The sequence below is a fragment of the Microbispora sp. NPDC088329 genome (assembly GCF_040685655.1).
Classification (GTDB): Bacteria; Actinomycetota; Actinomycetes; order Streptosporangiales; family Streptosporangiaceae; genus Microbispora.
In genome coordinates this window covers 530,010-551,377 of sequence record NZ_JBFBIP010000002.1, presented here as the reverse complement: position 1 = coordinate 551,377, position 21,368 = coordinate 530,010, and the positions used below count along the sequence as shown (strand labels likewise).

Genomic DNA, 21,368 nt, shown 5'->3' with positions numbered 1-21,368 from the left:
ATAAACGAGGGTTCATCCCACCTATCGGCGCGCCGGATGATGCCAATGAAAGTAGCTCCATTCGGACCTTCCGGGGGCATAGTGCTAATGTGAATAGCACTATGTTGCTCACACTCGACCTCAACGATCCGCGGCCCCTGCACGAACAGGTGGCCGCCGCCATCAGGCGCGCGATCGGGGCCGGTGACGTCGCTCCGGGCGACCGGCTGCCGCCGGCCCGCGATCTGGCCCGGGCGCTGGGCGTCAACGCGAACACGGTGCTGCGCTCGCTGCGCGACCTGCGGGACGAGGGCCTGCTGGAGTTCCGCCGCGGGCGAGGCGTGTCGGTGCTGCGACGGCCCGACGGGCGTGAGGTGCTCAGGGCGCGTGCGCGAGAGCTGCTGGATGAGGCGGCCGAGTACGGCGTCAGCGCGGACGAGGTCGTCGCCCTCATCAAGGACATCAGCGAGGAGATGGCATGACCGGCCCCCAGCACGACGCCGTGACCGGCTTCCGCACCCGATTCCTGCTGGCCTCCGCGGCCTGGGCCGTCCTGGTCGCCGCCGTGCTCGTCGCGGTGCCGCTGGCGTTCGCCGACCGGCTGCCGGACCCGCTGGCCACTCACTGGGGGGCGTCGGGGCGGCCCGACGGCTCCATGACATTCGGGGCCTTCGTCCTCTTTCCGGTCGTGTTGTGGGCCGTCGTCGCGGGGCTTTGCGCAGGCGTCGCGGCGCGGGCCCGCACGCTGGCCCGCCGGGCGCCGCGCGCCTGGGCCTGCGCCGGGCTGGCCTGGGCGGGCGGGTTCATGGTCCTCATCCAGGCCTTCACGATCGCGGCCAACCTCGATCGCGGCCACTGGACCCGGGCGGCGGGCATGACCTGGCAGGTCGCCATGGTCGTCGTCGCGCCGATGGCACTCGGGGCGCTGGGCCGGCTCGCTGGCCGCCGCGGGCCGGACGTTTCCCCGGCGCCGCCGCGGACGGGACCCCTCATCGACCTCGATCCGCGGAAGCGGCAGGTGTGGGTCTCCACCGCCAGCGCGTCATGGGCGACCTGGCTCGTGCTCGTGGCACTCGCCGCCGGGGCGTCGATCGCGGGGCTGACCCTGACCGGCCGGTCGTCCATCGGCTGGGGCGCCGTCGTGCCGTTCGCGGTGACGGCCGTGGTCGGTGTGATGCTGTCGTCGGTCTCGGTGCGGGTCGTGCCGGAGGCGCTGACCGTGTCGGCCGGCCCGCTGCGGTGGCCCTCACGCAGGGTGCGGCTCGACCGCGTGGAGCGGGCCTGGGCGGAGGAGCGGTACCCGGGCCAGGTGGGCGGCTGGGGTTATCGCGGCCTTCCCGGACACGCCACCATCATGATTCGCGGTGGCGAGTGCCTGGTCGTCCGGTACACCTCCGGCGGCGAGCTGGCGATCACGGTGGACGACGCCGCCGCGGGCGCCGCCCTGATCAACGCCCTTGTCGCCCGCCGTCGCCCCTTCGTCGGAAGGTGATGACCGTGATCCGGCGCCACGCCGATGTCTGGCTCTTCCTCCTCGTCGCGTTCGGGGCCTCCTGGCTGATCGCGCTGCCCGTCTGGACGGGAGCCGTGCGGTTGGGCACGCCCGCCTTCCAGCTCCTCGGCATCGTGATCATGTTCACGCCCTCCCTGGGCGTACTCGCTGTGCGGTTCACCCGGCGGCGCGCCACGACGGCGAGGCAGTTCGCGTGGGCGACCGGTCTCACGTTCGGCCCGAAGCGGGGCAGGACCGTCGCGCTCCTGGCGGCGGCCCTGCTCGGCGTGCCGCTCCTCGTGGCCGTCGCCCTCCTGGCCAGCGCCGCCGCGGGCGTCGCGCGCCTCGATGCCGCCGGGCTGAGCCTGTACCGCGCGCAACTGGGCGCGGCCCTCGGCCGGGTGCCGCTGGACCCGCGGGTCCTGTACGTCGTGCAGGCCGTGCAGGCCGTGCTGATCGCCCCGTTCCTCAACGCGATCCCCGCATTCGGGGAGGAGTGGGGCTGGCGGGGCTGGCTGCTGCCGCGCCTGCTCGGCGACCCGGCGGTCTCACCCGGCCACGGGACGGTGTCGCCGGGCCACGCGCCGGTTTCGCCGGGCCCCGTAGCGGGGGAGAGCGGCCCGGGCGAGTGGCGGCCCGCCCGGGTGTGGCCGGCGCTGGTGCTGTCCGGGGTGATCTGGGGGTTGTGGCACGCTCCGCTCACGCTCAAGGGGTACAACTACCCGGCGCTCGGCGCCTGGGCCGCGCCGGTGTTCATCGGCTTCTGTGTGATCTTCGGCGCGCTGCTCGGCTGGGTGCGGCTGCGCTCGCGCAGCGTGTGGCCCGCGGTCGTCGCGCACGCCTCGGTGAACGCCACGACGGGCCTGGCACTGCTCCTCGGCGACGCCGCGGCCCCGCCCAACCCGGCGCTCGCCGGGATCACCGGGGTCGTCGGCTGGGTGCTGCTCGCGGTCGTCGCCCTCCTCGTCCACCGCCTCCGCCCCGTCACCGCGCCGCGCTGACGCGCACGTCACGCGGGCGTCACAGCAGCAGGACGGCGGACAGCAGCGTGACCGTCGTGGCCGTCTCCACCAGGGCGCCGAGCACGTCGCCCGTGACGCCGCCCAGCCGCCGTACGGCCCGGCGGCGCAGCAGCGCGGCCGCCCCCAGCCCGGCGGCCATCGCCAGCAGCAGCCCGGCCGCCGTGATCAGGTACGGATCGTCCGACAGGCGGTGCAGCAAGCCGGCGGGCCGCACCCCCGCGTCGGCGGCCCACTCGTAGACCTCTCCGGGAGACAAGGCCCGGTCGGGATAGCCGTAGTCGGTGTAGAGGCCGCCGAAGTAACTCGCCGGATCGAGCGCTGCTCCGGCGTCCACCGCGACCTCGGACCCGCCGAGATCCGGGGTGCGCAGGACCGGGGGGCCGTCGGCCGCGACGAGTGCGAGCGCCGCGATCAACGCGGCCGTCGCGAGGGTGGCCCCGATCGCGACGCCCCGCCGTACGGTGCCGGCGACGAGCGCGCCGAGGCCGGTGGGCCGGGCGGCGGGCACGCCCTCGCGGCAGGCCCAGGTGACCGCCAGCCTGCCGGTCGCGACGGCCGTCACCAGCGCGACCCAGGCGACGGAGTCGTCCCGTGACAGCGCGGCCACCTGGGCGAACAGAGCGATCACGACGGTGACGACCCCGAACGGGCCGATGTCGGAGCGCTTCATCACGTCCAGCGCCCCGTCGGCCGGCTTGCCGCTGCCGAGCCCGTCGGCGAGGTCCGCGAGGCCGTCAAGGTGCAGGGCCCGCGTCAGCCAGGCCAGCGCCGCCACCGCGAGGACGGCGCCGATCAGCGGCGAGCCCGACACCGCACCGGCGGCCACGAGCACCACGGCGGAGATCAGGCCGGGCAGCAGCCCGACGAAGGGCGCCAGCGCCATGGCGCGTCCCGCCACGGCACGATCGACCTCCACCGGCCGCACGGGGAGGACCGTGAAGGTCCCGACCGCGAGCCGCCAGGCCGCGCCGAGGCCGCTTATCCGAGGTTCGTCGGGCACAGGGGAAGATCGTAGTTCTCAGAGGGGCAGCGGGACGACCCGGCCAGCGACCACAAGGGCGGCGTCCTCCGACTCGCGGGCGAGTGCCTGGTTGAGGCGGCCGAGCGCGTCACGGAACAGCCGCCCTGCGGGAGTGGCGGGGATGACCCCGAGGCCCACCTCGTCGCTGACCGCCACCACCCGGGCGCGGGTGCCGCGCCAGGCGGCCACCAGGGCGTCGCACCGCTCCGCCACCCGGTCGAGGGCCGGGCGGTGGTCGTCCGGACGCGTGTCGTCCGGCCATGCGGCGCACTCGTCGAACACGGCGGCCAGCCAGGTGCCGAGCCCGTCGACGAGGAACGTCCCCCGGCCGCCGGACAGGACGGTCACGAGGTCGGTCGTCTCCATGGTCCGCCAGTGCGCCGGGCGCCGTACGCGGTGCGCCCGTACGCGGGCGAGCCAGGCCGGGTCGTCCCCGCCCGAGGGACCGGTGGCGACGTAGGTGACCTCGGATTCGGCGGCCAGGCGGAGCTCGGCCTCCTCGGACTTGCCGGAGCGTGACCCGCCCAGCAGCAGCGTCCGGCGTGGCTGCGCCCGGAGCACCGCCTGCGCGCTCGCCGTCTCCACGACGGTCCCGTCGGGTACGGCCGCCGCGCCCCAGAAGCCGAGCCTGCGGGCCAGCTCGCTCTCGGCCGGGACACGGTGATCGAGGTGCAGCGCGATGATCCGGGTGGCAGGTGTGACGCGCCCGCGACGACGCAGGTCGCCCAGCCGCTCCGGCCGGTCGGGCAGGTCCATGAGCACCACGTCGAAGGGCGCGCCCGCGTCCGGCTCGGGGGAGCCGGTGGCCGGCCCCACGGCGTACAGCAGGCGGCCGCCGTCGGGTCCGGTGACCTCGCAGCCGTCGGCGGTGTGGCGGATCACATGCCCGCCGGGGAGGGGGTCCCGCGGCCGGGGCGGCCGTCCCGGCGCACCCGCGGGCGCCGCCCCGCCCCGCGCCGGTCCCGCTGCAGGGTCCGGGAGCCGTACGCCGTCGTCGACGACGACGGAAACCGGGCGGCGGTGGCCGGGGGCGAGCCGGCCGCAGGACGCACAGGGGCAGCCGGGGACGGGCCAGCCCTCCGGGCCCGCGGTCCCCTCCAGACGGATCTTCATGCCGTTGCCTTTCCACGTCCGTGTCGTCGCCGGGCCCCCGCATCGGGAGGGGGCGGCCAGGGGGAGTGAACGTCCGGGCAGAGAGGATAGGGTCCGGCTGCACGGTCTTTGTGCCGTACCGGCCCGGGCGTGAGCCCCGGCGCGGGACGGCGAGGAACCGAAGGAGCGGGTGCGGATGATTTGGCGGTGGCGTTACGAGGACGCGAACGGCGGCGAGGTCACGGACCGGCCGCTGCCGCGGGAGATCTTCTCCAGCCAGTCGGACGCGGAGTCGTGGCTGGGGGAGAGCTGGCGCGAGCTGCTCGAGTCCGGTGTCGAGCAGGTCTCGCTCATGGAGGACGAGCGGGTCGAATACTCGGGGATGTCGCTGCGCGCCGAATGACCGCCCGCGGCCCGGTCCCGGCGGGGGCGCGACCACGACGGGCGCGGTCGCGCCCCCGCCACCCCCGGCCGGCCCCGCCGATCGGCAGGACCGGAGCCGGGATCAGGGACGGGCGGACGGGCTGACGGTCTTGGCCGGGTCGCGCTCGACGACCGCACCGAGCACGTCGTCGATCTTCTTGAGCACCTCGGCGTCGAGCTTCACGCCCGAGGCCTTGACGTTGTCGCGCACCTGCTCGGGCTTGGTGGCCCCGACGATGGCCGACGACACGTTGGGGTTCTGCAGCACCCACGCCACGGCGAGCTGGGCCATCGTGAGCCCGAGGTCGGCCGCGATCGGCTTGAGGTCCTGCACCCGGCGCAGCACGTCGTCCTCCAGCAGCCGGCTGATGAAGCCGGAGCCGCTGGGGTCGGTGGCGCGGGACCCGGCCGGCGGCGGCTGGCCGGGCTGGTACTTGCCGGTCAGCACGCCCTGCGCGATCGGCGACCAGACGATCTGGCCCAGGCCCTCCTTCTCGCACAGCGGCACGACCTCGGCCTCGATGACCCGCCAGAGCATCGAGTACTGCGGCTGGTTCGACACCAGGCGGTCGAACCCCATCTCGTCGGCGATCTTGAGCGCCCGGGCGATCTGGTCGGCCGTCCACTCGCTCACGCCGACGTACAGCACCTTGCCCTGCCGGACGAGGTCGTCGAAGGCGCGCAGGGTCTCCTCCAGCGGCGTCTCGACGTCGAAGCGGTGTGCCTGGTAGAGGTCGACGTAGTCGGTCTGGAGCCGGCGGAGCGACCCGTTGATCGACTCAACGATGTGCTTGCGGGACAGACCGCGGTCGTTCTTGCCCTCACCCGTGGGCCAGTAGACCTTGGTGAAGATCTCCAGCGACTCGCGGCGTACGCCCTTCAGCGCCCGGCCGAGGACCTCCTCGGCCCTGGTTCCGGCGTAGACGTCGGCGGTGTCGAAGGTCGTGACGCCCTCGTCGAGAGCCGCCCGGACGCACTCGACGGCGGCGTCCTCCTCCACCTGGGACCCATGGGTGATCCAGTTGCCGTAGCTGATCTCGCTGACCATGAGGCCACTGCGGCCAAGATGACGGTATTCCATGCCTCTGACCCTAGGTCATCACGCCGGGACAAGCCCTTCGGGTGGTTCGCGGTAGGGTGCCCGGCGTGCGCCGGTTGATCATCTCTCGCCCTGTACGACTGGCCCTGGCCGTCGCGCTGGCCGCCGGTGTCGCCGCCGGGCTGGTCATCGCGGTTCGCCGGCGCCGCGTCGCCGTGCCGGTGCCGTCCGCTCCGCGCGCGGACCGGCGGCGGGAGACCGTGCCGGAGCCGGCCGGGCGCGGCCCCGAGCCCGTGCTCGGGTGGCCCACGGCGGAGGACCTCGAGAGGTACGACCGGCCGGAGGGCGGCGCGCCGATCGCTCGTCTCCTCGCCGGGCTTCCCAGGGGCGAGCGGCCGCGCGGGATCGTGCCGCGCCGCTGGGTGGTGGCGGCCGCGGCGCTCGGCCTGCTGGCCATCGGCGCGCAGATACTGGACGACTCCGTGTTCGGCCCGGCGCCCGAGGCGTCGTTCGGCTGGACGGTGTACGTGGGAGACTCCGCAGGGCCCTGCCTCGCGGCCGGTTGCCCGGTGGCGCCTGACTCCGCGCCGTCCGCCGATCCCGCGGGCGCCGATTCCGGGGGCGCGGGGGCCGCGCCCCCGGAGCCGGCACCGTCCTCCGCTCCCGCGTGCGAGGTCCGGAAGGCATCGACGACTCCCGTCGTACGGCCGATCTCGCGCCGCGTGACGACCGCGGTGAACCGGCAGTGGCGGCGCATCGAGAGATGGCTCAAGACGCACGCGCCCCGGACGTACGCGTCGCTGAACGGCCCGGCGAGCCCCCGGCTGGTGGCGAAGGCCGAGGCGCGGCTGGGGACGCCCATCCCCGACTCGCTGCGGGCCTCGCTGCTGCGCCACAACGGCGCCCGCGGCTCGGCGGCGTTCCAGCTTCCGCCGTATCACGCGATCATGGGCGCGCGGGGGATCGTCTCCTCCTGGCCCGAGGCATGCGAGATGGGCGGAGGTATCCCCTTCGCCTACTCCTCCGACTTCGGCGACTACCTCGTGACGAACTCCGCCACCGGCGGCGTGGGGTCGGCGGACTGGGAGACGCCGTACTTCGAGGACGAGTGGTCGTCGTACCACGCGCTGCTCAAGGCCACGGCGGACGCCCTCGCCGAGGGCGGCCCGGTGGGCGGGTCGGTCCCCGTGGTGCGCGAGGGCGTGCTGGAGTGGGAGTGAGGCGCCCGAGGTCAGACGGCCGTGTGGATCACCTCTTGGCGCCGGCCGTGTCCTTGAGCGCGACCGGGATGCCGCCGGGCAGGACCGTGGGCTTGGGGAAGCGCAGGCGGCGCATCTGGGACGAGCGCATCGCCGCGTAGAAGCCGATGCCCTTGAGGTCCTCGCCCGGGAATCTCGCCGCCGCGTCCTTCTTGACCCTCGTCGCCACGTAGAACGAGCTGGCCAGCACGAGCACCATCACGATCGGCAGCGACAGCGTGTAGGCCAGCATGACGACCGAGCGGACCGGAATCGGGAACGGCACCATCGACAACAGCATGATGACGAACACGACGGGCAGGAAATACTGCCCCGGCAGCCGCCGCGAGTCCACCCAGTCGCGCGCGAACTTGCGCACGGGGCCGCGGTCGCGCGCCGGGAGCGCCCGCTCGTCGCCGCGCAGCATGGCCTCGCGCTGCTTGGCGCGCAGCGCCTTGTCGCGCTCGCGCGCCTGGCGGTAGGCCTCCTTGCGGTTGGCCGGGGCGGTCACCGGGGAGCGGCGGCGGCCCTGCGCCTCGCGCCGCTTCGGGGTGGGACGGCCCTTCCCCGGGGTGCCTTGGGGCTTAGGATCCTCTACAGGGACGGGGGAGTCCTCCGCTGAGGTCTGAGTGCGACGTCGGAACACGTCGCCCAGCCTACCGGGAGTGCAACTTAGTGACGCCCTCGCGCGTTATGCGTAGGGTGAACCCAGGCGGTTACGCCGCCTGACAAGGGGCTTGAGACGGCTGGGATCACCCACGCACAACCTTGGAGAAGGGGACGGCCGACGCGCATGAGCGTGATGAAGAGACTTTCCATGATCTTCAAGTCCAAGGCCAACAAGGCCCTGGACAAGATGGAGGATCCGCGAGAGACGCTGGACTACTCCTATCAGCGCCAGCTTGAGCTGCTGCAGAAGGTCCGCCGGGGCGTGGCCGACGTGGCCACCAGCCGCAAGCGGGTGGAGCTGCAGATCAACCAGCTCGAAGGGCAGGCCACGAAGCTGGAGAACCAGAGCAGGCAGGCCCTGTCGGCCGGGCGCGAGGATCTGGCCCGCGAGGCGCTGACCCGCCGCAACGGCCTCAACGCCCAGATCGCCGACCTGCGCATCCAGTACAGCAACCTGCAGGGCGAGGAGGAGAAGCTCACCCTCGCCAGTCAGCGGCTCCAGGCCAAGGTCGACTCCTTCCGTACGAAGAAGGAGACCATCAAGGCCACCTACACGGCGGCCGAGGCCCAGACGAGGATCAACGAGGCGTTCTCCGGCATCTCGGAGGAGATGGGCGACGTCGGCCTGGCCATCCAGCGGGCCGAGGACAAGACCGCGCAGATGCAGGCGCGCGCGGGCGCGATCGACGAGTTGCTGGCCAGCGGCGCCCTGGACGACTTCACCGGGCAGCGCGACGACATCCAGGCGGAGCTCGACCGCATGGGCGCCGGCTCGGACATCGAGCTGGAGCTCGCCAAGATGAAGGCCGAGCTCGGCCAGGGCCCGGCGCCCAGGAGCGCGATCGAGCCCGGCCAGCAGCAGGGCCAGGCCGCGCCGTCCAGCCCGCAGCACACGCAGCAGCTGCGCCAGCCGGGGGAGGGACTGTGATCGTCAGAATCATGGGTGAGGGACAGGTCGAGATCGGCGCCGCCGACATCGACGTCCTCAACGAGCTCGACGGCGAGCTGGAAGCCGCGATCGAGTCGGGCGACGAGAACGACTTCCGCACGAAGCTGCACGCGCTCCTCGACAAGGTGCGTCACGTCGGCAAGGCCCTGCCGGACGACTCGCTCGAGCCGTCCGAGCTGATCCTGCCGCCGGCCGACGCCTCGATCGAGGAAGTGCGGGAGATGCTCGGGGACACCGGGCTCATCCCTGGCTGATGGCCTCCACGCGGTTCGCCCCTGATCGCGGCCTCAGCGTCCGGATGACCGTGACGATGTTCCTGCTCGGGCTGCTCTATGTCGCGTTCGTGGCCGTCCTGGTCGCGGTGGGTGTGCGGGCGGTCACCGTGCTCGTGATCGCCGGGGTCCTCCTGCTGGCGCAGTACTTCCTGTCCGACAAGATCGCGCTGTTCGCGATGCACGGACGGGAGGTCTCGCCGCAGGAGGCCCCCGAGCTGCACGGGATCATCGACCGGCTGAGCGCGATGGCGGGGATGCCGAAGCCGCGGGTGGCGATCGCCGACTCGGACATGCCGAACGCGTTCGCCACCGGTCGCAACCAGAAGAACTCGGTGGTCTGCGTGACCACCGGCATCCTGCGCAGGCTCGACGCGCGGGAGCTCGAAGGAGTGCTGGCCCACGAGATGTCCCACGTGGCCCACCGGGACGTGGCGGTGATGACGATCGCCTCGTTCCTGGGGGTCGTGGCCGGCCTGATGACGCGCTTCGCGCTCTACACCGGCCTGGGCGGCCGGAGGAACGACAACGGCCCCCCGATCGGGCTGATCATCTTCGCGGTCTCCGGCCTGGTCTACGCCGTCAGCTTCCTGCTGACGCGGGCACTGTCGCGCTACCGCGAACTGGCCGCCGACCGCGCGGGCGCACTGCTGACGCAGCAGCCGAGCGCCCTGGCCAGCGCCCTGGTCAAGATCAGCGGTGACATCGGCAGGATCCCGACCAGGGACCTGCGGGAGGCCCAGCCGTTCAACGCGTTCTTCTTCGCGCCCGCCCTGTCGGGCCAGAGCGTCGCCTCGCTGCTGTCGACCCACCCGCCGCTGGAGCGCAGGCTGGAGCAGCTGTCCAGGATCTCCGCGGCGCTGGGGCGCTGATGAGGGTGCCGCTGATGCCGGGGACACGCTGATGGGCTGGTTCGACGCCCTGCTCGGCCGTTCCAAGCCGGCCAGGCCCGACCTGGACGCGCTGTTCGCCCTGCCGTCCGCCGCCGTCACGCTGCAGGCCGCCACCGGCTTCGCCCCGGCGGGCACCGGCGCGGTGTGCTTCCGCGCCGCCGAGGGCGGCGCCTTCGCCCGGCTCGAACAGGACATCGAGGCCCTGATGGGCAGGGTCGAGGTCTCCCGGGACTCCTACGGCTACACCTGGCTGCAGGTGCGCAACCCGGACGTGGCCGGGCTCGTGACCGACCTGCACGCCGCCAACTCGTCACTGGAGTCGGCCGGGTTCGGCCCGTCGCTGCTGTGCTCGCTCGTCACCTTCGCCGATCCCTCGCACCGGAAGCTGGCGATCGTGTACCTCTACAAGCGCGGAACGTTCTACCCCTTCGCCCCCGCCGGCGAACCACGCCGCGACAACGCGCTGGAACTGCAGGTGCGTGGTGTCCTGGAACGCGAGCTGAAGATCGAACCCGAGCTGGCGAGCTGGTTCCCCGTCTGGGGCGCCCCCGGCCTCTGATCGTTGAGGGAGCCTGCATGACCTTGTGGACCCACCTGCGCTACACCGAAGCCGCGGCCGCGGAGATCGGCCGGATGGCCGAGGCCGTACGGGGCCGGGAGGCGACCATCCCCGTCCCCACCTGCCCCGGCTGGGATCTGCGCGCCTTGGTCGAGCACACGGGGGCCGTCCACCGGTGGGCGGCCGCGATGGTGCGCGACGCCGCGCCGCGCCGGTACGACCGCGAGGCCATGGACCACGGCTTTCCCGAGGACTTCGCCGAGGCCGCCGGCTGGCTGGAGGCGGGAGGCGTCCTGCTCACGGACGCGTTGAAGGGACGCGACCCGGACACCGAGATGTGGGGATGGGCGGGGGACCGGCACGCCCGGTTCTGGTCCCGCCGTCAGCTCCACGAGACCGTCGTCCACCGCGCGGACGCCGAGATCGCCCTCGGCATCGCCCCCCGGATCGACGAGGACGTCGCGGCCGACGGCGTGGAGGAGTTCTTCGACGTGCTCCCGTACGTTCGATGGCAGCCGCTCGTCGCCGAGCTGAGACGCGACGGGGAGGCGATCGCCTGGCGGACCGGCACGGGCCGGGCCTGGCTCGTCCGGCTGACCCACACGGGATTCACCTACGAGAGGTCCGAAGGCCCGGCCGACGTCACCGTGAGCGCGCCGACGGCCGGGGACCTCATGCTGACGCTGTGGAACCGGCGCGAGCCCGACGCGGTCCGGGGCGACGACGAACTGCTGCGGTTCTGGCGCGAGCGCGCCCGGATCACCTGAGCCGATCACACCCGGCCCGCCGGGCGGCCACCCGGATCGAGCCGGGTGGCCGCCCGCCCGGGTGTCACGGCAGGGCGAGCATGCGGTCGAGGGCGACCTTGGCCCAGTGGGTGGTGTCCGCGTCGACCGTGATCTGGTTGACGACCTCGCCCGAGGCCAGCGACTCCAGGGCCCAGACCAGGTGCGGCAGGTCGATGCGGTTCATCGTCGAGCAGTAGCACACGGTCTTGTCGAGGAACGTGATGGTTTTGTCGGAGAACCGGTTCGCCAGCCGGCGCACCAGGTTGAGCTCGGTGCCGACGGCCCAGGCGGACCCGGCCGGGGCCTCGTCGAGCTTCTTGATGATGTACTCGGTCGAGCCGACGAAGTCCGCCTTGGTCACCACCTCGTGGCGGCACTCGGGGTGCACGAGCACGTTCACCCCGGGGATACGGGCCCGCACCTCGTCCACGCACGCGGCGGAGAAACGCCCGTGGACCGAGCAGTGGCCCTTCCACAGGATCATCTTCGCGTTCTCGAGCTGTTCGCGGGTGAGGCCGCCGTTCGGGCGGTGCGGGTTGTAGACCACGCAGTCGTCGAGCGACAGCCCCATCTCCAGCACCGCGGTGTTGCGGCCCAGGTGCTGGTCGGGCAGGAACAGCACCTTCTCGCCCTGTTCGAAGGCCCAGTCGAGGGCGCGCCGGGCGTTGGAGGAGGTGCACACGGCGCCGCCGTGCCGTCCGCAGAACGCCTTGATGTCCGCGCTGGAGTTCATGTAGGTGATCGGCACCACCCGGTCGGCGATGCCGGCGTCCTCCAGGGCGTCCCAGCAGTCCTCGACCTGGGTGAACGTCGCCATGTCGGCCATCGAGCAGCCGGCGGCCAGGTCGGGGAGCACCACCTTCTGCGTGTCACTGGTCAGAATGTCGGCCGACTCGGCCATGAAGTGGACGCCGCAGAACACGATGTACTCGGCCTCGGGCCGGGCGGCGGCCTCGCGGGCCAGCTTGAACGAGTCGCCGGTCACGTCGGCGAACTGGATGACCTCGTCACGCTGGTAGTGGTGACCGAGCACGAACAGCCGGTCGCCCAGCCGCTCCTTGGCCGCGCGGGCGCGCTCCACGAGGGTCGGGTCGGACGCGGGAGGCAGCTCGCCCGGGCAGTCGACGCCGCGTTCGCTGTGCGGGTCGGTGCCCTGGCCGAGGATGAAGAGCGGAAGGCCGGTCTCGGTGATCGTCACGACCACACCCCCTCGGGGACTTATCGTCTAACTGACGACTAATCATTACACAACGCGCCGCGTGGTTCGTCGCGAGGTTGCCGGTGGGGAACGGAACATGGAATGTGTAGGGCCGCACGGGTGTTGGTAGCGTCTAGGTAGGACGTCGGAACCAATCGACCGCCCCGATGGGCGGTTGGCGCAGACGCGGGAGTCAGCACATGACGGTTGAGAGCAGCGAGACCACTCAGCAGGGCCTGATCCTGACTGACGCGGCCGCCGCCAAGGTCAAGAGCCTGCTCGAGCAGCAGGGCGAGGAAGGGCTGCAGCTTCGGGTGGCCGTCCAGCCGGGTGGCTGTTCCGGCCTGCGTTATCAGCTCTTCTTCGACGACCGGTCGATGGACGGCGACGTGGTCTCCACCTTCGGCGGCGTGAACGTCGTCACCGACCGGATGAGCGCGCCGTACCTCATCGGGGCCACGGTCGACTTCGTGGACACCATCGAGAAGCAGGGCTTCACCATCGACAACCCCAACGCGACGGGATCGTGCGCCTGCGGCGACTCGTTCAACTGACGAACGGCGCAACTGCCGAGCGCCGCGATCGACGGCGGGCGCGCGTCCGGCGACGCCCGGAGCGCCCCCGGCGCGACGTGCACGCAGCGCCCCGCACGGATTCTTTCGTGCGGGGCGTCGTCATGTTCCGAGACGGTACGCTCAGTGGGTTCGGCGGGATCACCACCATCCCTGCCCCCCGTCTCCCTGATGCTGACAACGAGGAGAATGACCCCGTGCGCATCGCCGTCACCGGCTCCATCGCCACCGACCATCTGATGACGTTCCCCGGCCGCTTCGGCGACCAGCTCATCGCCGAGCAGCTCGACCGGGTGTCGTTGTCGTTCCTCGTCGACGATCTGCAGATCCGCCGTGGCGGATGCGCGGCCAACATCGCCTTCGGCATGGGCTGCCTCGGGCTCGCCCCGATCCTCGTCGGCGCCGTCGGCACCGACTTCGCCGACTACCGCTCCTGGCTGGAGCGCCACGGCGTCGACTGCGACTCGGTTCACATCTCCGAACTGCGCCACACCGCGCGGTTCCTGTGCACCACGGACGAGGACCACAACCAGATCGCCTCGTTCTACACCGGTGCGATGGCCGAGGCGAGGGAGATCGAGCTGGGCCCGGTCGCCGAGCGTTTCGGCGGGCTCGACCTGGTCCTGATCAGCCCCAACGACCCGGCCGCCATGCTGCGGCACACCGACGAGGCGCGCCGGCGGGGCATCCCGTTCGCCGCCGACCCGTCGCAGCAGCTCGCCCGCATGCCCGGCGAGGAGATCCGCCAGCTGGTCGAGGGCGCGGCGTACCTGTTCAGCAACGACTACGAGCTGGGGCTCATCGGGCAGAAGACCGGCTGGTCGGACGAGGAGATCCTCGACCGGGTCGGCGTCCGGGTGACCACCCTCGGCCCCAAGGGCGCCAGGATCGACCGCAAGGGCGAGCCGCCGCTGCACATCCCGCCGGCGCCCGAGCTGGGCAAGGCCGACCCGACCGGCGTCGGGGACGCCTTCCGTGCCGGGTTCCTCGCCGGCCTCGCGTGGGGACTGTCCCTGGAGCGCTGCGGCCAGGTCGGCAACCTCACCGCCACCCACGTGCTGGAGCGGGTCGGCTGCCAGGAGTACGAGCTGAGCCAGCGGGTCTTCCTGGAGCGGTTCGCGGCGGCGTACGGCTCCGAGGCGGCCGACGAGGTGGGCGCGCACGCCCGCTGCCACCACGCCTGAGACCGGCTCTCAGTAGTTGCGGCGCACGTGGATGGACCAGCCGCCCTGCGGCAGCTCGTAGCTCCCCACGTGCTCGTGTGACTTCAACCGGCACCAGGCCGGAACGTCGGTGAACGCGGCGGGGTCGTCGGCCAGCACGGCCACGACGCCGCCCGTCGCCACCTGGTTGATCCGCTCGGCCAGCATGATGATCGGGATCGGGCACTTGCGGCCCAGAGCGTCGATCGTCAGCGCGGGCTGCTCAGCCGGCCGTACCGGCTCGGCGGGCCCGTCCTGCGCCGCCTCCCGGGCCGTTTCCCGAGCCGTCTCCGATGAGCGCCTGGCGCCGCCGCCCGTCCGTCTGCGCCACATCAGTGCACCCCCAAGCTCGACCTGATCCGCCGCACGATGTCCGGGAGCACCGCGAGGAAGCGATCGATGTCGTCCTCGGACGCGCCACGGGGCAGCGATACCCGCACGTTCCCATGCGTAAGCACGCCCATTGCCTCCAGAACGTGCGATGGACGAAGCGTACTCGCCGTGCAGGAGCTGCCGGACGAGACGGCGAAACCGGACTTGTCGAGCTCCGTCAGCAGCGCCTCGCCCTCGACGTACAGGCAGGAGAACGTCACGATGTGCGGCAACCGCATGGCGGGGTCGCCGACGACCTCCACGTCGGGCACCAGGCGGGGCACCTCGGCGCGGATCCGATCGACCAGGGCCGACAGCCGTCGCCCCTCGGCCTCCGCCTCCTCGGCCCGGGCGCGCAGCGCCGCGGCGGCGGCCACGATCGCGGGCACGTTCTCGAACCCCGGCACGCGCCGCCGCTCCCGCTCGTCCTCGGGCAGGGGCGAGCGCCAGCGCACGCCCTTGCGCACCGCCAGCACGCCCACCCCGGCCGGGCCGCCCCATTTGTGGGCACTGGCGGTGAGGACCGACCAGCCCTCGGGGACCGGCAGCCGGCCCGCCGACTGAGCGGCGTCGACCAGCAGCGGCACGCCCGCCTCCCGGCAGGCCCGCGCCGCCTCCTCGACCGGCTGGAGCGTCCCGACCTCGTGGTTGGCGGTCTGCAGGCACGCCAGGGCCGTGCCGGGCCGCGCGACGGCCTCGGCGAACGCGCCCGCGTCCACCCGGCCCGTACGGCTCACGCCCACGAGTTCCACCTCGCCGCCCGCGCGCTCGTGGAGGGCGCCCGCGTGCAGGACGCTGGAGTGTTCGACGGCGCCCGCCACCAGGCGCGTCCCCGCCCTGCGGCGGCCGGCCAGCGTCCCGAGCACCCCCAGGTGGACGGCCTGCGTTCCCGACGTGGTGAACGACACCTCGTCGGGCCGGGCGCCGATCAGTTCGGCTACCTCCGCCCTCGCGCGCTCCAGTAACATCTGGGCGCGGCGCGCCGTGCCGTACAGGCGGGCGGGATCGGCCCAACCTGCGTCGATCGCCGCCAGCAAGGCGTCACGGGCCGCGGGATGGAGAGGCTCGGTCGAAGCCGCGTCGAGGTAGGCCACAGTTAGGACATTAACGGGGGCTGCTCAGAGGGGCGGCGCCGGTCCGCGCTAATGTGTCCCCCAGCGTGAACTCAACCAAGTAAAGGGCAGACCGGCCAGAACGTTGGCGCCGGTCTCACCCAAGGGTCAATTGGAAAAACCGCCCAGGGGAGGAACCCTTGGGCTTCATCTGTGGGGTAGGCGATCCGTGAGTCCGACCCGCCGTACGACACGGCGACCGTGGGCACGCCGCCGGTTGCCCGGAGCCGCCGCCGTGGCGCTGCTGGTGGCGTCCGGGACGGCGTGTAGCAACCAGGCGATCGATCAGTGGTCCCGTGGGGGCATGCCGGAAGGTGTCACCAAGCAGGCCGGCATCGTTCAGACGCTCTGGAACGGGAGCTGGATCGCGGCTCTCGCCACCGGTGTGGTCGTCTGGGGACTGATCCTTTGGGCGTGCATCTTCCACCGCAAGAAGAAGAACAGCCCCGATCAGCTGCCTCCGCAGGTGCGCTACAACCTGCCGATCGAGATCCTCTACACGGTGGTCCCGGTCATCATGGTGGCGGTCTTCTTCTACTTCACGGCCCGTGACGAGACCGAGATCACGCGGATCACCAAGGCCGCCCCGGTCAAGGTCGCCGTCGAGGGTTACCAGTGGAGCTGGCGCTTCACGACCGAATACCAGGGCCAGAAGGCCGTGGTCGCGGGCGTGCCGGTGGACCTCAGCAAGCAGAGCGCGGAGAACCCGCAGGGCCCGCAGCTCGTGCTCCCGGTCAACACCCAGGTGCAGTTCGACCTGCACTCGCCCGACGTCATCCACTCGTTCTGGGTGCCGGCGTTCCTGTTCAAGCAGGACGTCTTCCCGGGCAACGTGCACAACCACTTCCAGATCACGACGCTTGACAAGACGGGCGTCTTCATCGGCCGATGCGCCGAGCTCTGCGGCACCGACCACAGCAAGATGCTGTTCTCCGTGAAGCTCGTCCCGCAGGCCGAGTTCGACCAGTACATCAAGAGCCAGGCGGGGAGTGCGCAGTGACCGCCATCCAGGAACCGGTCGGCGTCTCCGTACGGCCGTACCGCAAGGGGACGGTCATCGCCAAGTGGCTGTCCTCGACCGACCACAAGGTGATCGGGCACCTTTACCTGATCACGTCGTTCGTGTTCTTCCTCATCGGCGGCCTCATGGCGCTGGTGATGCGGGCCGAGCTCGCGCAGCCGGGGCTGCAGGTCGTGTCCAACGAGCAGTTCAACCAGCTGTTCACGATGCACGGCACGATCATGCTGCTCATGTTCGCGACGCCGCTGTTCGCCGGCTTCGCCAACGAGCTGATGCCGCTGCAGATCGGCGCCCCCGACGTGGCGTTCCCCCGGCTGAACATGGTGAGCTACTGGCTCTACCTGTTCGGCAGCACGATCGCCGTCTCCGGCTTCTTCACCCCGAACGGGTCCGCGTCGTTCGGCTGGACCGCGTACGCGCCGCTGTCGAACGCGGTCACCTCGCCCGGCCTCGGCAGCGACCTGTGGGTCATGGGCCTGGCCCTGTCCGGCCTCGGCACGATCCTCGGCGCGGTGAACTTCATCACCACGATCCTCACCATGCGCGCCCCCGGCATGACGATGTTCCGGATGCCGATCTTCACCTGGAACATCCTGCTGACCAGCATCCTGGTGCTGCTGGCCTTCCCGGTGCTGGCGGCCGCGCTGCTCGCTCTGGAGGCCGACCGCAAGCTGGGCGCGCACATCTTCGACTCGCCCACGGGCGGGGCGATGCTGTGGCAGCACCTGTTCTGGTTCTTCGGGCACCCCGAGGTCTACATCATCGCGCTGCCGTTCTTCGGCATCATCACCGAGATCCTTCCGGTCTTCAGCCGTAAGCCGATCTTCGGGTACGTCGGCCTGGTCGGCGCGACCATCGCCATCGCGGGCCTGTCGGTCACCGTCTGGGCGCACCACATGTTCGTCACCGGACAGGTGCTACTGCCGTTCTTCTCGTTCATGACGTTCCTGATCGCGGTGCCGACCGGTGTGAAGTTCTTCAACTGGATCGGCACGATGTGGCGGGGTCATCTGTCGTTCGAGTCGCCGATGCTGTTCGCGGTGGGCTTCCTGGTGACCTTCCTGTTCGGTGGTCTCACCGGCGTCATCCTGGCGTCGCCCCCGCTGGACTTCCACATCAGCGACACCTACTTCGTCGTGGCCCACTTCCACTACGTGGTCTTCGGCACCGTGGTGTTCGCGATGTTCGCCGGGTTCTACTTCTGGTGGCCGAAGTTCACCGGCAAGATGCTCAACGACAAGATCGGCAAGCTTCACTTCTGGCTGCTGTTCTTCGGCTTCCACCTGACCTTCCTGGTGCAGCACTGGCTGGGCGTCATCGGCTTCCCCCGGCGTTACGCCGACTACTCGGCGACCGACGGTTTCACCGACCTGAACATGGTCTCCTCGGCCGGCGCGCTCCTGCTGGGCCTGTCCACGCTGCCGTTCTTCTACAACGTCTGGGTGACGTGGCGGAAGGCGCCCAAGGTCACCGTGGACGACCCGTGGGGCTTCGGCGGCTCGCTCGAGTGGGCGACCTCCTGCCCGCCGCCGCGGCACAACTTCCTGTCGCTGCCGCGCATCCGGTCCGAGCGTCCGGCGTTCGACCTCAAGTACCCGCACATCACCGCCAAGCCTGAGCTGGTGGAGGAGTCCCGATGAAGATCCAGGGATGGATGTTCCTGCTCTGCGGCATCTTCTTCGCCGCCGCGGACGTGGTCTACTGGTTCTGGTCCAAGGAGCCGACCGGCACCACGGCCATGGCGATCTCCGTCGGCCTGGCCTTCATGATCGGTTACTACCTGCTGTTCACCGCGCGTCGCATCGGCGACCAGCCGGAGGACAACAAGGAGGCCGAGATCAGCGACGGCGCGGGCGAGATCGGCTTCTACAGCCCGCACAGCTGGTGGCCGTTGTTCGTGTGCCTGTCGGCCGCGCTGACCTTCTTCGGCTTCGCGGTCGGCTGGTGGCTGTTCTTCATCGGCCTGTTCTGCACGGTCATGAGCATGATCGGGTTCGTGTTCCAGTACTACCGGGGCAACTTCTCGCACTGATCACGTGAACCCCATCGGACGGCCGGTCGGCGATCTCGCCGACCGGCCGTTCGCGTTCTTTGCCGCCACGCGGTCCCCAGGCTGCCCGAACGGTAAGTCACCTGGGAATAACCCCCGGAAAGCGACGCTAGGGGGACGAACGTGCGTGCTGGTGCGGGGGCGCTGGCCCTTCTCGTGGTGGTTGCCGGGTGTTCCACGTCAGGTGGGCGGGACGACGATCGCGGGTCCGGAACGGCCATCAGCATCAGTCCGCTCGACGGCGCCGCCGATCTGCCGCCCGAGCTTCCGATCCTGATCGGCACGGCGAACGGCAAGCTGACTCATGTGGCCGTGAAGGCCGCCGGACGGACCGTGGCGGGGGTGTTCAGCCCCGACCGCACTCAGTGGCGCAGCGAGCGCCCGATGGCCCCGGGAACGGCCTACAGCGTCGAGGCGGCGGCCGCGGGCTCCGGCGGTTCGACCACCAGGACCGTCCGCTTCGCGACGAAACCGGCCGCCAAGACCTTCGGCATCTCCACCCTGCTGCCCAACAAACAGGACACCGGCCTGACGGTCGGCGTCGGCATGCCGATCATCATCACCTTCGACAAGCCGATCACCGACCGCGTGTCCGTCGAGCGCAACCTGATCCTGCAGGCGTCCAAGCCCATCGAGGGCGCCTGGCACTGGCTCGACGACAAGAACGTGGTCTTCCGCCCCGAGAAGTACTGGCCGACGTACACGAAGGTCCGCGTCACCGCACGCCTGGCCGGAACCAGGGGCGGCGAGGGCATGTACGGCAAGCAGGACTACGTCCGGGACTTCGAGATCGGCCGCTCGCAGATCAGCGTGGCCAACACCCAGACCCACCACATGAAGATCGAGCGGGACGGCAAGCAGATCAAGAACATGCCGATCAGCGCGGGTATGGGCGACGTGCTCCGCCACCACACCACCAGCGGCATCCACGTGGCGATGTCCAGGGAGGACGTCACGGTCATGACCTCGCCGGACGCCTCGCCGGGGCAGGCCGGCTACTACGAGACGACCGTGTACAACAGCGTCCGCATCTCCAACACCGGCGAGTACGTCCACGGCGCCCCGTGGTCCGTCGGCGACCAGGGCAACTCGAACGTCAGCCACGGCTGCGTGAACGTCAGCCCGGAGAACGCCAAGTGGTTCAAGAACAACACCCTGATCGGCGACCCGATCATCGTCGAGGGCACGCCACGCAGACTGGAGGCGACCAACGGCTGGAGCTACTGGCAGGACTCCTGGCCGGTCTGGCTCAGGCACAGCCGCCTGCGCGCCGCCCCCGCCGACGCCCTTTGATCGCCCGTCATCCTTCAGGGCGTACGGCGGGCCTTCGACCACCGAATGCAGGCCGGGCAGCGAACAAGGACGCCGCCCGGCCTAACCCACTGTTCATCGACTGAGAACGTGACCGTGTGCGCCGCCCAGACCGGAGCGGGCCGCTGTCCCCACCGCAGGTACGAGCCCGCTCCGGTGAGGACAGGGATGGCGAACCACGACTATCCCGCCGGCCTGCGCTTCTGCCGCACAGGCCGAAGCACTCAAGGTCGCGCTCGGACCTACAGCGGTGGAGTGACGTTGATGAACGCGGTGCAGTTGCCCGGCCAGGCGGGGTTGCCACTGGTGCCCGGAGTGGGCTGAACCGTACAGGTGGTCTGAAATACGCCACCGGTCGACGTGTTGACCGTCACATGAACCACGGTGTTCTGGCTGGACAGGGACACGTCAACCACGCCCGCGGGATAACCGGCCAGCGTTGTCAGGTTGTGCCATGGCGGCGCCGTCCGAGGATCACGGATCAATAGCACCCCGCCGGGTTGCACGAGCCCGATGAACTCGTTGACGTCGTTGACCACCGTGCTATTACTCACCGCCGGCCCGGTGGGCCCTGTCGGCCCCGTGGCTCCTGTCGGTCCGGTCGCGCCCGTGGGCCCGGTGGGTCCCGTGGGGCCGAATGCGCCCGTGGGTCCTGTCGGTCCCGTGGGTCCTGTCGCGCCCGTGGCTCCGGTTGGTCCTGTCGGCCCGGTCGGCCCGGTGGGTCCAGTCGGTCCGGTTGCGCCTGTCGGTCCGGTCGCGCCCGTCGGTCCTGTCGGTCCCGTGGCTCCTGTCGGTCCTGTCGCGCCGGTGGGTCCAGTAGGTCCGGTTGCGCCCGTCGGCCCCGTGGGCCCGGTTGCGCCGGTCGGCCCGGTCGGCCCGGTTGGTCCTGTGGGTCCCGTGGGTCCTGTCGCGCCGATGGCTCCGGTGGGTCCGGTGGCTCCCGTGTCGCCCGTAGGTCCGGTCGCGCCGGTGGCTCCTGTCGGTCCGGTCGCGCCCGTGGCTCCGGTTGCTCCGGTTGCTCCGGTTGGTCCTGTGGGTCCGGTCGCGCCGGTGTCGCCGGTCGGTCCTGTCAGTCCTGTGGGTCCGGTCGCGCC

General features: G+C 71.2%; 24 protein-coding genes. 16 read left to right on the top strand and 8 right to left on the bottom strand.

Going from position 1 to position 21,368, the window contains the following annotated elements; all coding sequences use genetic code 11:
• Window positions 1–89: 89 nt before the first annotated feature.
• From AB0O28_RS06980 to AB0O28_RS06970, 3 genes are read left to right on the top strand one after another with little or no spacing between them, the layout of a single operon-like run.
• On the top strand, window positions 90–461 hold the full coding sequence (locus AB0O28_RS06980) for a GntR family transcriptional regulator (protein WP_363637137.1): 372 nt from the start codon (window positions 90–92) through the stop codon (window positions 459–461).
• Window positions 458–1,471, top strand: a complete 1,014-nt coding sequence (locus tag AB0O28_RS06975) for a DUF1648 domain-containing protein (RefSeq protein ID WP_363637135.1) — start codon at window positions 458–460, stop codon at window positions 1,469–1,471. Before AB0O28_RS06980 ends, AB0O28_RS06975 begins: the two co-directional genes overlap by 4 nt.
• 5 nt (window positions 1,472–1,476) lie before the next feature.
• The gene (locus tag AB0O28_RS06970; protein WP_363637132.1) at window positions 1,477–2,472 is read left to right on the top strand and encodes a CPBP family intramembrane glutamic endopeptidase; all 996 of its coding nucleotides are present in this window, start codon (window positions 1,477–1,479) and stop codon (window positions 2,470–2,472) included.
• Between the two features lie 19 nt (window positions 2,473–2,491).
• On the opposite strand, the gene AB0O28_RS06965 is transcribed toward AB0O28_RS06970, so the two are convergent.
• Together AB0O28_RS06965 and AB0O28_RS06960 are read right to left on the bottom strand one after the other, a co-directional pair.
• Window positions 2,492–3,493, bottom strand: a complete 1,002-nt coding sequence (locus AB0O28_RS06965; protein WP_363637130.1) for an adenosylcobinamide-GDP ribazoletransferase — start codon at window positions 3,491–3,493, stop codon at window positions 2,492–2,494.
• 18 nt (window positions 3,494–3,511) lie between these two features.
• A complete protein-coding gene (locus tag AB0O28_RS06960) occupies window positions 3,512–4,627 on the bottom strand; it encodes a bifunctional adenosylcobinamide kinase/adenosylcobinamide-phosphate guanylyltransferase (protein WP_363637128.1) in 1,116 nt (371 codons plus the stop codon).
• A gap of 175 nt (window positions 4,628–4,802) precedes the next feature.
• On the opposite strand from AB0O28_RS06960, the gene AB0O28_RS06955 reads away from it, so the two are divergent.
• Window positions 4,803–5,009 carry a hypothetical protein gene (locus AB0O28_RS06955; protein WP_363637126.1) on the top strand — a complete coding sequence of 69 codons (207 nt, stop codon included), beginning with the start codon at window positions 4,803–4,805 and terminating at the stop codon, window positions 5,007–5,009.
• Window positions 5,010–5,111: 102 nt separating this feature from the next.
• Here the strand turns inward: AB0O28_RS06955 and AB0O28_RS06950 are convergent, their stop codons facing one another.
• Window positions 5,112–6,110, bottom strand: a complete 999-nt coding sequence (locus AB0O28_RS06950) for an aldo/keto reductase family protein (protein WP_363637124.1) — start codon at window positions 6,108–6,110, stop codon at window positions 5,112–5,114.
• Between the two features lie 65 nt (window positions 6,111–6,175).
• Between AB0O28_RS06950 and AB0O28_RS06945 the strand changes: the two genes are divergently transcribed.
• The gene (locus tag AB0O28_RS06945; RefSeq protein ID WP_363637122.1) at window positions 6,176–7,288 is read left to right on the top strand and encodes an SMI1/KNR4 family protein; all 1,113 of its coding nucleotides are present in this window, start codon (window positions 6,176–6,178) and stop codon (window positions 7,286–7,288) included.
• A 28-nt stretch (window positions 7,289–7,316) separates the two neighbouring features.
• Here the strand turns inward: AB0O28_RS06945 and AB0O28_RS06940 are convergent, their stop codons facing one another.
• A complete protein-coding gene (locus AB0O28_RS06940; RefSeq protein ID WP_363637120.1) occupies window positions 7,317–7,952 on the bottom strand; it encodes a DUF3043 domain-containing protein in 636 nt (211 codons plus the stop codon).
• A 147-nt stretch (window positions 7,953–8,099) separates the two neighbouring features.
• On the opposite strand from AB0O28_RS06940, the gene AB0O28_RS06935 reads away from it, so the two are divergent.
• The 5 genes from AB0O28_RS06935 to AB0O28_RS06915 are packed head-to-tail and all read left to right on the top strand — an operon-like array spanning window position 8,100 to window position 11,415.
• Window positions 8,100–8,903, top strand: coding sequence for a PspA/IM30 family protein (locus AB0O28_RS06935; RefSeq protein WP_363637118.1), 804 nt, complete (start codon window positions 8,100–8,102; stop codon window positions 8,901–8,903).
• A complete protein-coding gene (locus AB0O28_RS06930) occupies window positions 8,900–9,178 on the top strand; it encodes a hypothetical protein (protein ID WP_363637116.1) in 279 nt (92 codons plus the stop codon). The genes AB0O28_RS06935 and AB0O28_RS06930 overlap by 4 nt, the downstream gene beginning before the upstream one ends.
• The gene (htpX, locus tag AB0O28_RS06925) at window positions 9,178–10,068 is read left to right on the top strand and encodes a zinc metalloprotease HtpX (RefSeq protein WP_363637114.1); all 891 of its coding nucleotides are present in this window, start codon (window positions 9,178–9,180) and stop codon (window positions 10,066–10,068) included. The genes AB0O28_RS06930 and htpX overlap by 1 nt, the downstream gene beginning before the upstream one ends.
• A gap of 31 nt (window positions 10,069–10,099) precedes the next feature.
• Window positions 10,100–10,648: a hypothetical protein gene (locus tag AB0O28_RS06920; protein ID WP_363637112.1), complete on the top strand. Its 549-nt coding sequence runs from the start codon at window positions 10,100–10,102 to the stop codon at window positions 10,646–10,648.
• 17 nt (window positions 10,649–10,665) lie between these two features.
• The gene (locus AB0O28_RS06915; RefSeq protein WP_363637110.1) at window positions 10,666–11,415 is read left to right on the top strand and encodes a maleylpyruvate isomerase family mycothiol-dependent enzyme; all 750 of its coding nucleotides are present in this window, start codon (window positions 10,666–10,668) and stop codon (window positions 11,413–11,415) included.
• A 64-nt stretch (window positions 11,416–11,479) separates the two neighbouring features.
• Here the strand turns inward: AB0O28_RS06915 and nadA are convergent, their stop codons facing one another.
• Window positions 11,480–12,634, bottom strand: a complete 1,155-nt coding sequence (nadA, locus tag AB0O28_RS06910) for a quinolinate synthase NadA (protein ID WP_363637108.1) — start codon at window positions 12,632–12,634, stop codon at window positions 11,480–11,482.
• Between the two features lie 200 nt (window positions 12,635–12,834).
• Here nadA and erpA point away from each other — a divergent pair, with 200 nt between their 5' ends.
• Together erpA and AB0O28_RS06900 are read left to right on the top strand one after the other, a co-directional pair.
• On the top strand, window positions 12,835–13,188 hold the full coding sequence (erpA, locus tag AB0O28_RS06905; RefSeq protein WP_079313357.1) for an iron-sulfur cluster insertion protein ErpA: 354 nt from the start codon (window positions 12,835–12,837) through the stop codon (window positions 13,186–13,188).
• Between the two features lie 215 nt (window positions 13,189–13,403).
• Complete coding sequence (locus tag AB0O28_RS06900; protein WP_363637106.1) at window positions 13,404–14,390, top strand: carbohydrate kinase family protein; 987 nt, start codon at window positions 13,404–13,406, stop codon at window positions 14,388–14,390.
• A gap of 9 nt (window positions 14,391–14,399) precedes the next feature.
• On the opposite strand, the gene AB0O28_RS06895 is transcribed toward AB0O28_RS06900, so the two are convergent.
• Both AB0O28_RS06895 and AB0O28_RS06890 read right to left on the bottom strand, forming a co-directional pair.
• On the bottom strand, window positions 14,400–14,741 hold the full coding sequence (locus AB0O28_RS06895; protein ID WP_363637104.1) for a sulfurtransferase TusA family protein: 342 nt from the start codon (window positions 14,739–14,741) through the stop codon (window positions 14,400–14,402).
• Window positions 14,741–15,874 carry a cysteine desulfurase family protein gene (locus tag AB0O28_RS06890; protein ID WP_363637102.1) on the bottom strand — a complete coding sequence of 378 codons (1,134 nt, stop codon included), beginning with the start codon at window positions 15,872–15,874 and terminating at the stop codon, window positions 14,741–14,743. Before AB0O28_RS06890 ends, AB0O28_RS06895 begins: the two co-directional genes overlap by 1 nt.
• Window positions 15,875–16,196: 322 nt before the next feature.
• On the opposite strand from AB0O28_RS06890, the gene coxB reads away from it, so the two are divergent.
• The 4 genes from coxB to AB0O28_RS06870 all read left to right on the top strand — a co-directional run bounded on the left by coxB (window position 16,197) and on the right by AB0O28_RS06870 (window position 20,256).
• A complete protein-coding gene (gene coxB / locus AB0O28_RS06885; protein WP_363637100.1) occupies window positions 16,197–16,892 on the top strand; it encodes a cytochrome c oxidase subunit II in 696 nt (231 codons plus the stop codon).
• The gene (gene ctaD / locus AB0O28_RS06880; protein WP_363637098.1) at window positions 16,889–18,553 is read left to right on the top strand and encodes a cytochrome c oxidase subunit I; all 1,665 of its coding nucleotides are present in this window, start codon (window positions 16,889–16,891) and stop codon (window positions 18,551–18,553) included. Before coxB ends, ctaD begins: the two co-directional genes overlap by 4 nt.
• Window positions 18,550–18,945 carry a cytochrome c oxidase subunit 4 gene (locus tag AB0O28_RS06875; protein ID WP_363637096.1) on the top strand — a complete coding sequence of 132 codons (396 nt, stop codon included), beginning with the start codon at window positions 18,550–18,552 and terminating at the stop codon, window positions 18,943–18,945. Before ctaD ends, AB0O28_RS06875 begins: the two co-directional genes overlap by 4 nt.
• Before the next feature lie 141 nt (window positions 18,946–19,086).
• Complete coding sequence (locus AB0O28_RS06870) at window positions 19,087–20,256, top strand: Ig-like domain-containing protein (RefSeq protein WP_363637094.1); 1,170 nt, start codon at window positions 19,087–19,089, stop codon at window positions 20,254–20,256.
• A 260-nt stretch (window positions 20,257–20,516) separates the two neighbouring features.
• On the opposite strand, the gene AB0O28_RS06865 is transcribed toward AB0O28_RS06870, so the two are convergent.
• A complete protein-coding gene (locus AB0O28_RS06865; RefSeq protein ID WP_363637092.1) occupies window positions 20,517–20,813 on the bottom strand; it encodes a hypothetical protein in 297 nt (98 codons plus the stop codon).
• Window positions 20,814–21,368 lie beyond the last annotated feature (555 nt).

Excerpts from the sequence above, each read along its gene's own strand:
- AB0O28_RS06950 (WP_363637124.1), bottom strand. The coding sequence starts at position 6,110 with ATGGAATACCGTCATCTTGGCCGCAGTGGCCTCATGGTCAGCGAGATC.
- erpA (WP_079313357.1), top strand. The coding sequence starts at position 12,835 with ATGACGGTTGAGAGCAGCGAGACCACTCAGCAGGGCCTGATCCTGACT.
- AB0O28_RS06975 (WP_363637135.1), top strand. The coding sequence starts at position 458 with ATGACCGGCCCCCAGCACGACGCCGTGACCGGCTTCCGCACCCGATTC.
- AB0O28_RS06935 (WP_363637118.1), top strand. The coding sequence starts at position 8,100 with ATGAGCGTGATGAAGAGACTTTCCATGATCTTCAAGTCCAAGGCCAAC.
- AB0O28_RS06955 (WP_363637126.1), top strand. The coding sequence starts at position 4,803 with ATGATTTGGCGGTGGCGTTACGAGGACGCGAACGGCGGCGAGGTCACG.
- AB0O28_RS06920 (WP_363637112.1), top strand. The coding sequence starts at position 10,100 with ATGGGCTGGTTCGACGCCCTGCTCGGCCGTTCCAAGCCGGCCAGGCCC.
- htpX (WP_363637114.1), top strand. The coding sequence starts at position 9,178 with ATGGCCTCCACGCGGTTCGCCCCTGATCGCGGCCTCAGCGTCCGGATG.
- AB0O28_RS06960 (WP_363637128.1), bottom strand. The coding sequence starts at position 4,627 with ATGAAGATCCGTCTGGAGGGGACCGCGGGCCCGGAGGGCTGGCCCGTC.
- AB0O28_RS06875 (WP_363637096.1), top strand. The coding sequence starts at position 18,550 with ATGAAGATCCAGGGATGGATGTTCCTGCTCTGCGGCATCTTCTTCGCC.
- coxB (WP_363637100.1), top strand. The coding sequence starts at position 16,197 with ATGCCGGAAGGTGTCACCAAGCAGGCCGGCATCGTTCAGACGCTCTGG.
- AB0O28_RS06895 (WP_363637104.1), bottom strand. The coding sequence starts at position 14,741 with ATGTGGCGCAGACGGACGGGCGGCGGCGCCAGGCGCTCATCGGAGACG.
- AB0O28_RS06915 (WP_363637110.1), top strand. The coding sequence starts at position 10,666 with ATGACCTTGTGGACCCACCTGCGCTACACCGAAGCCGCGGCCGCGGAG.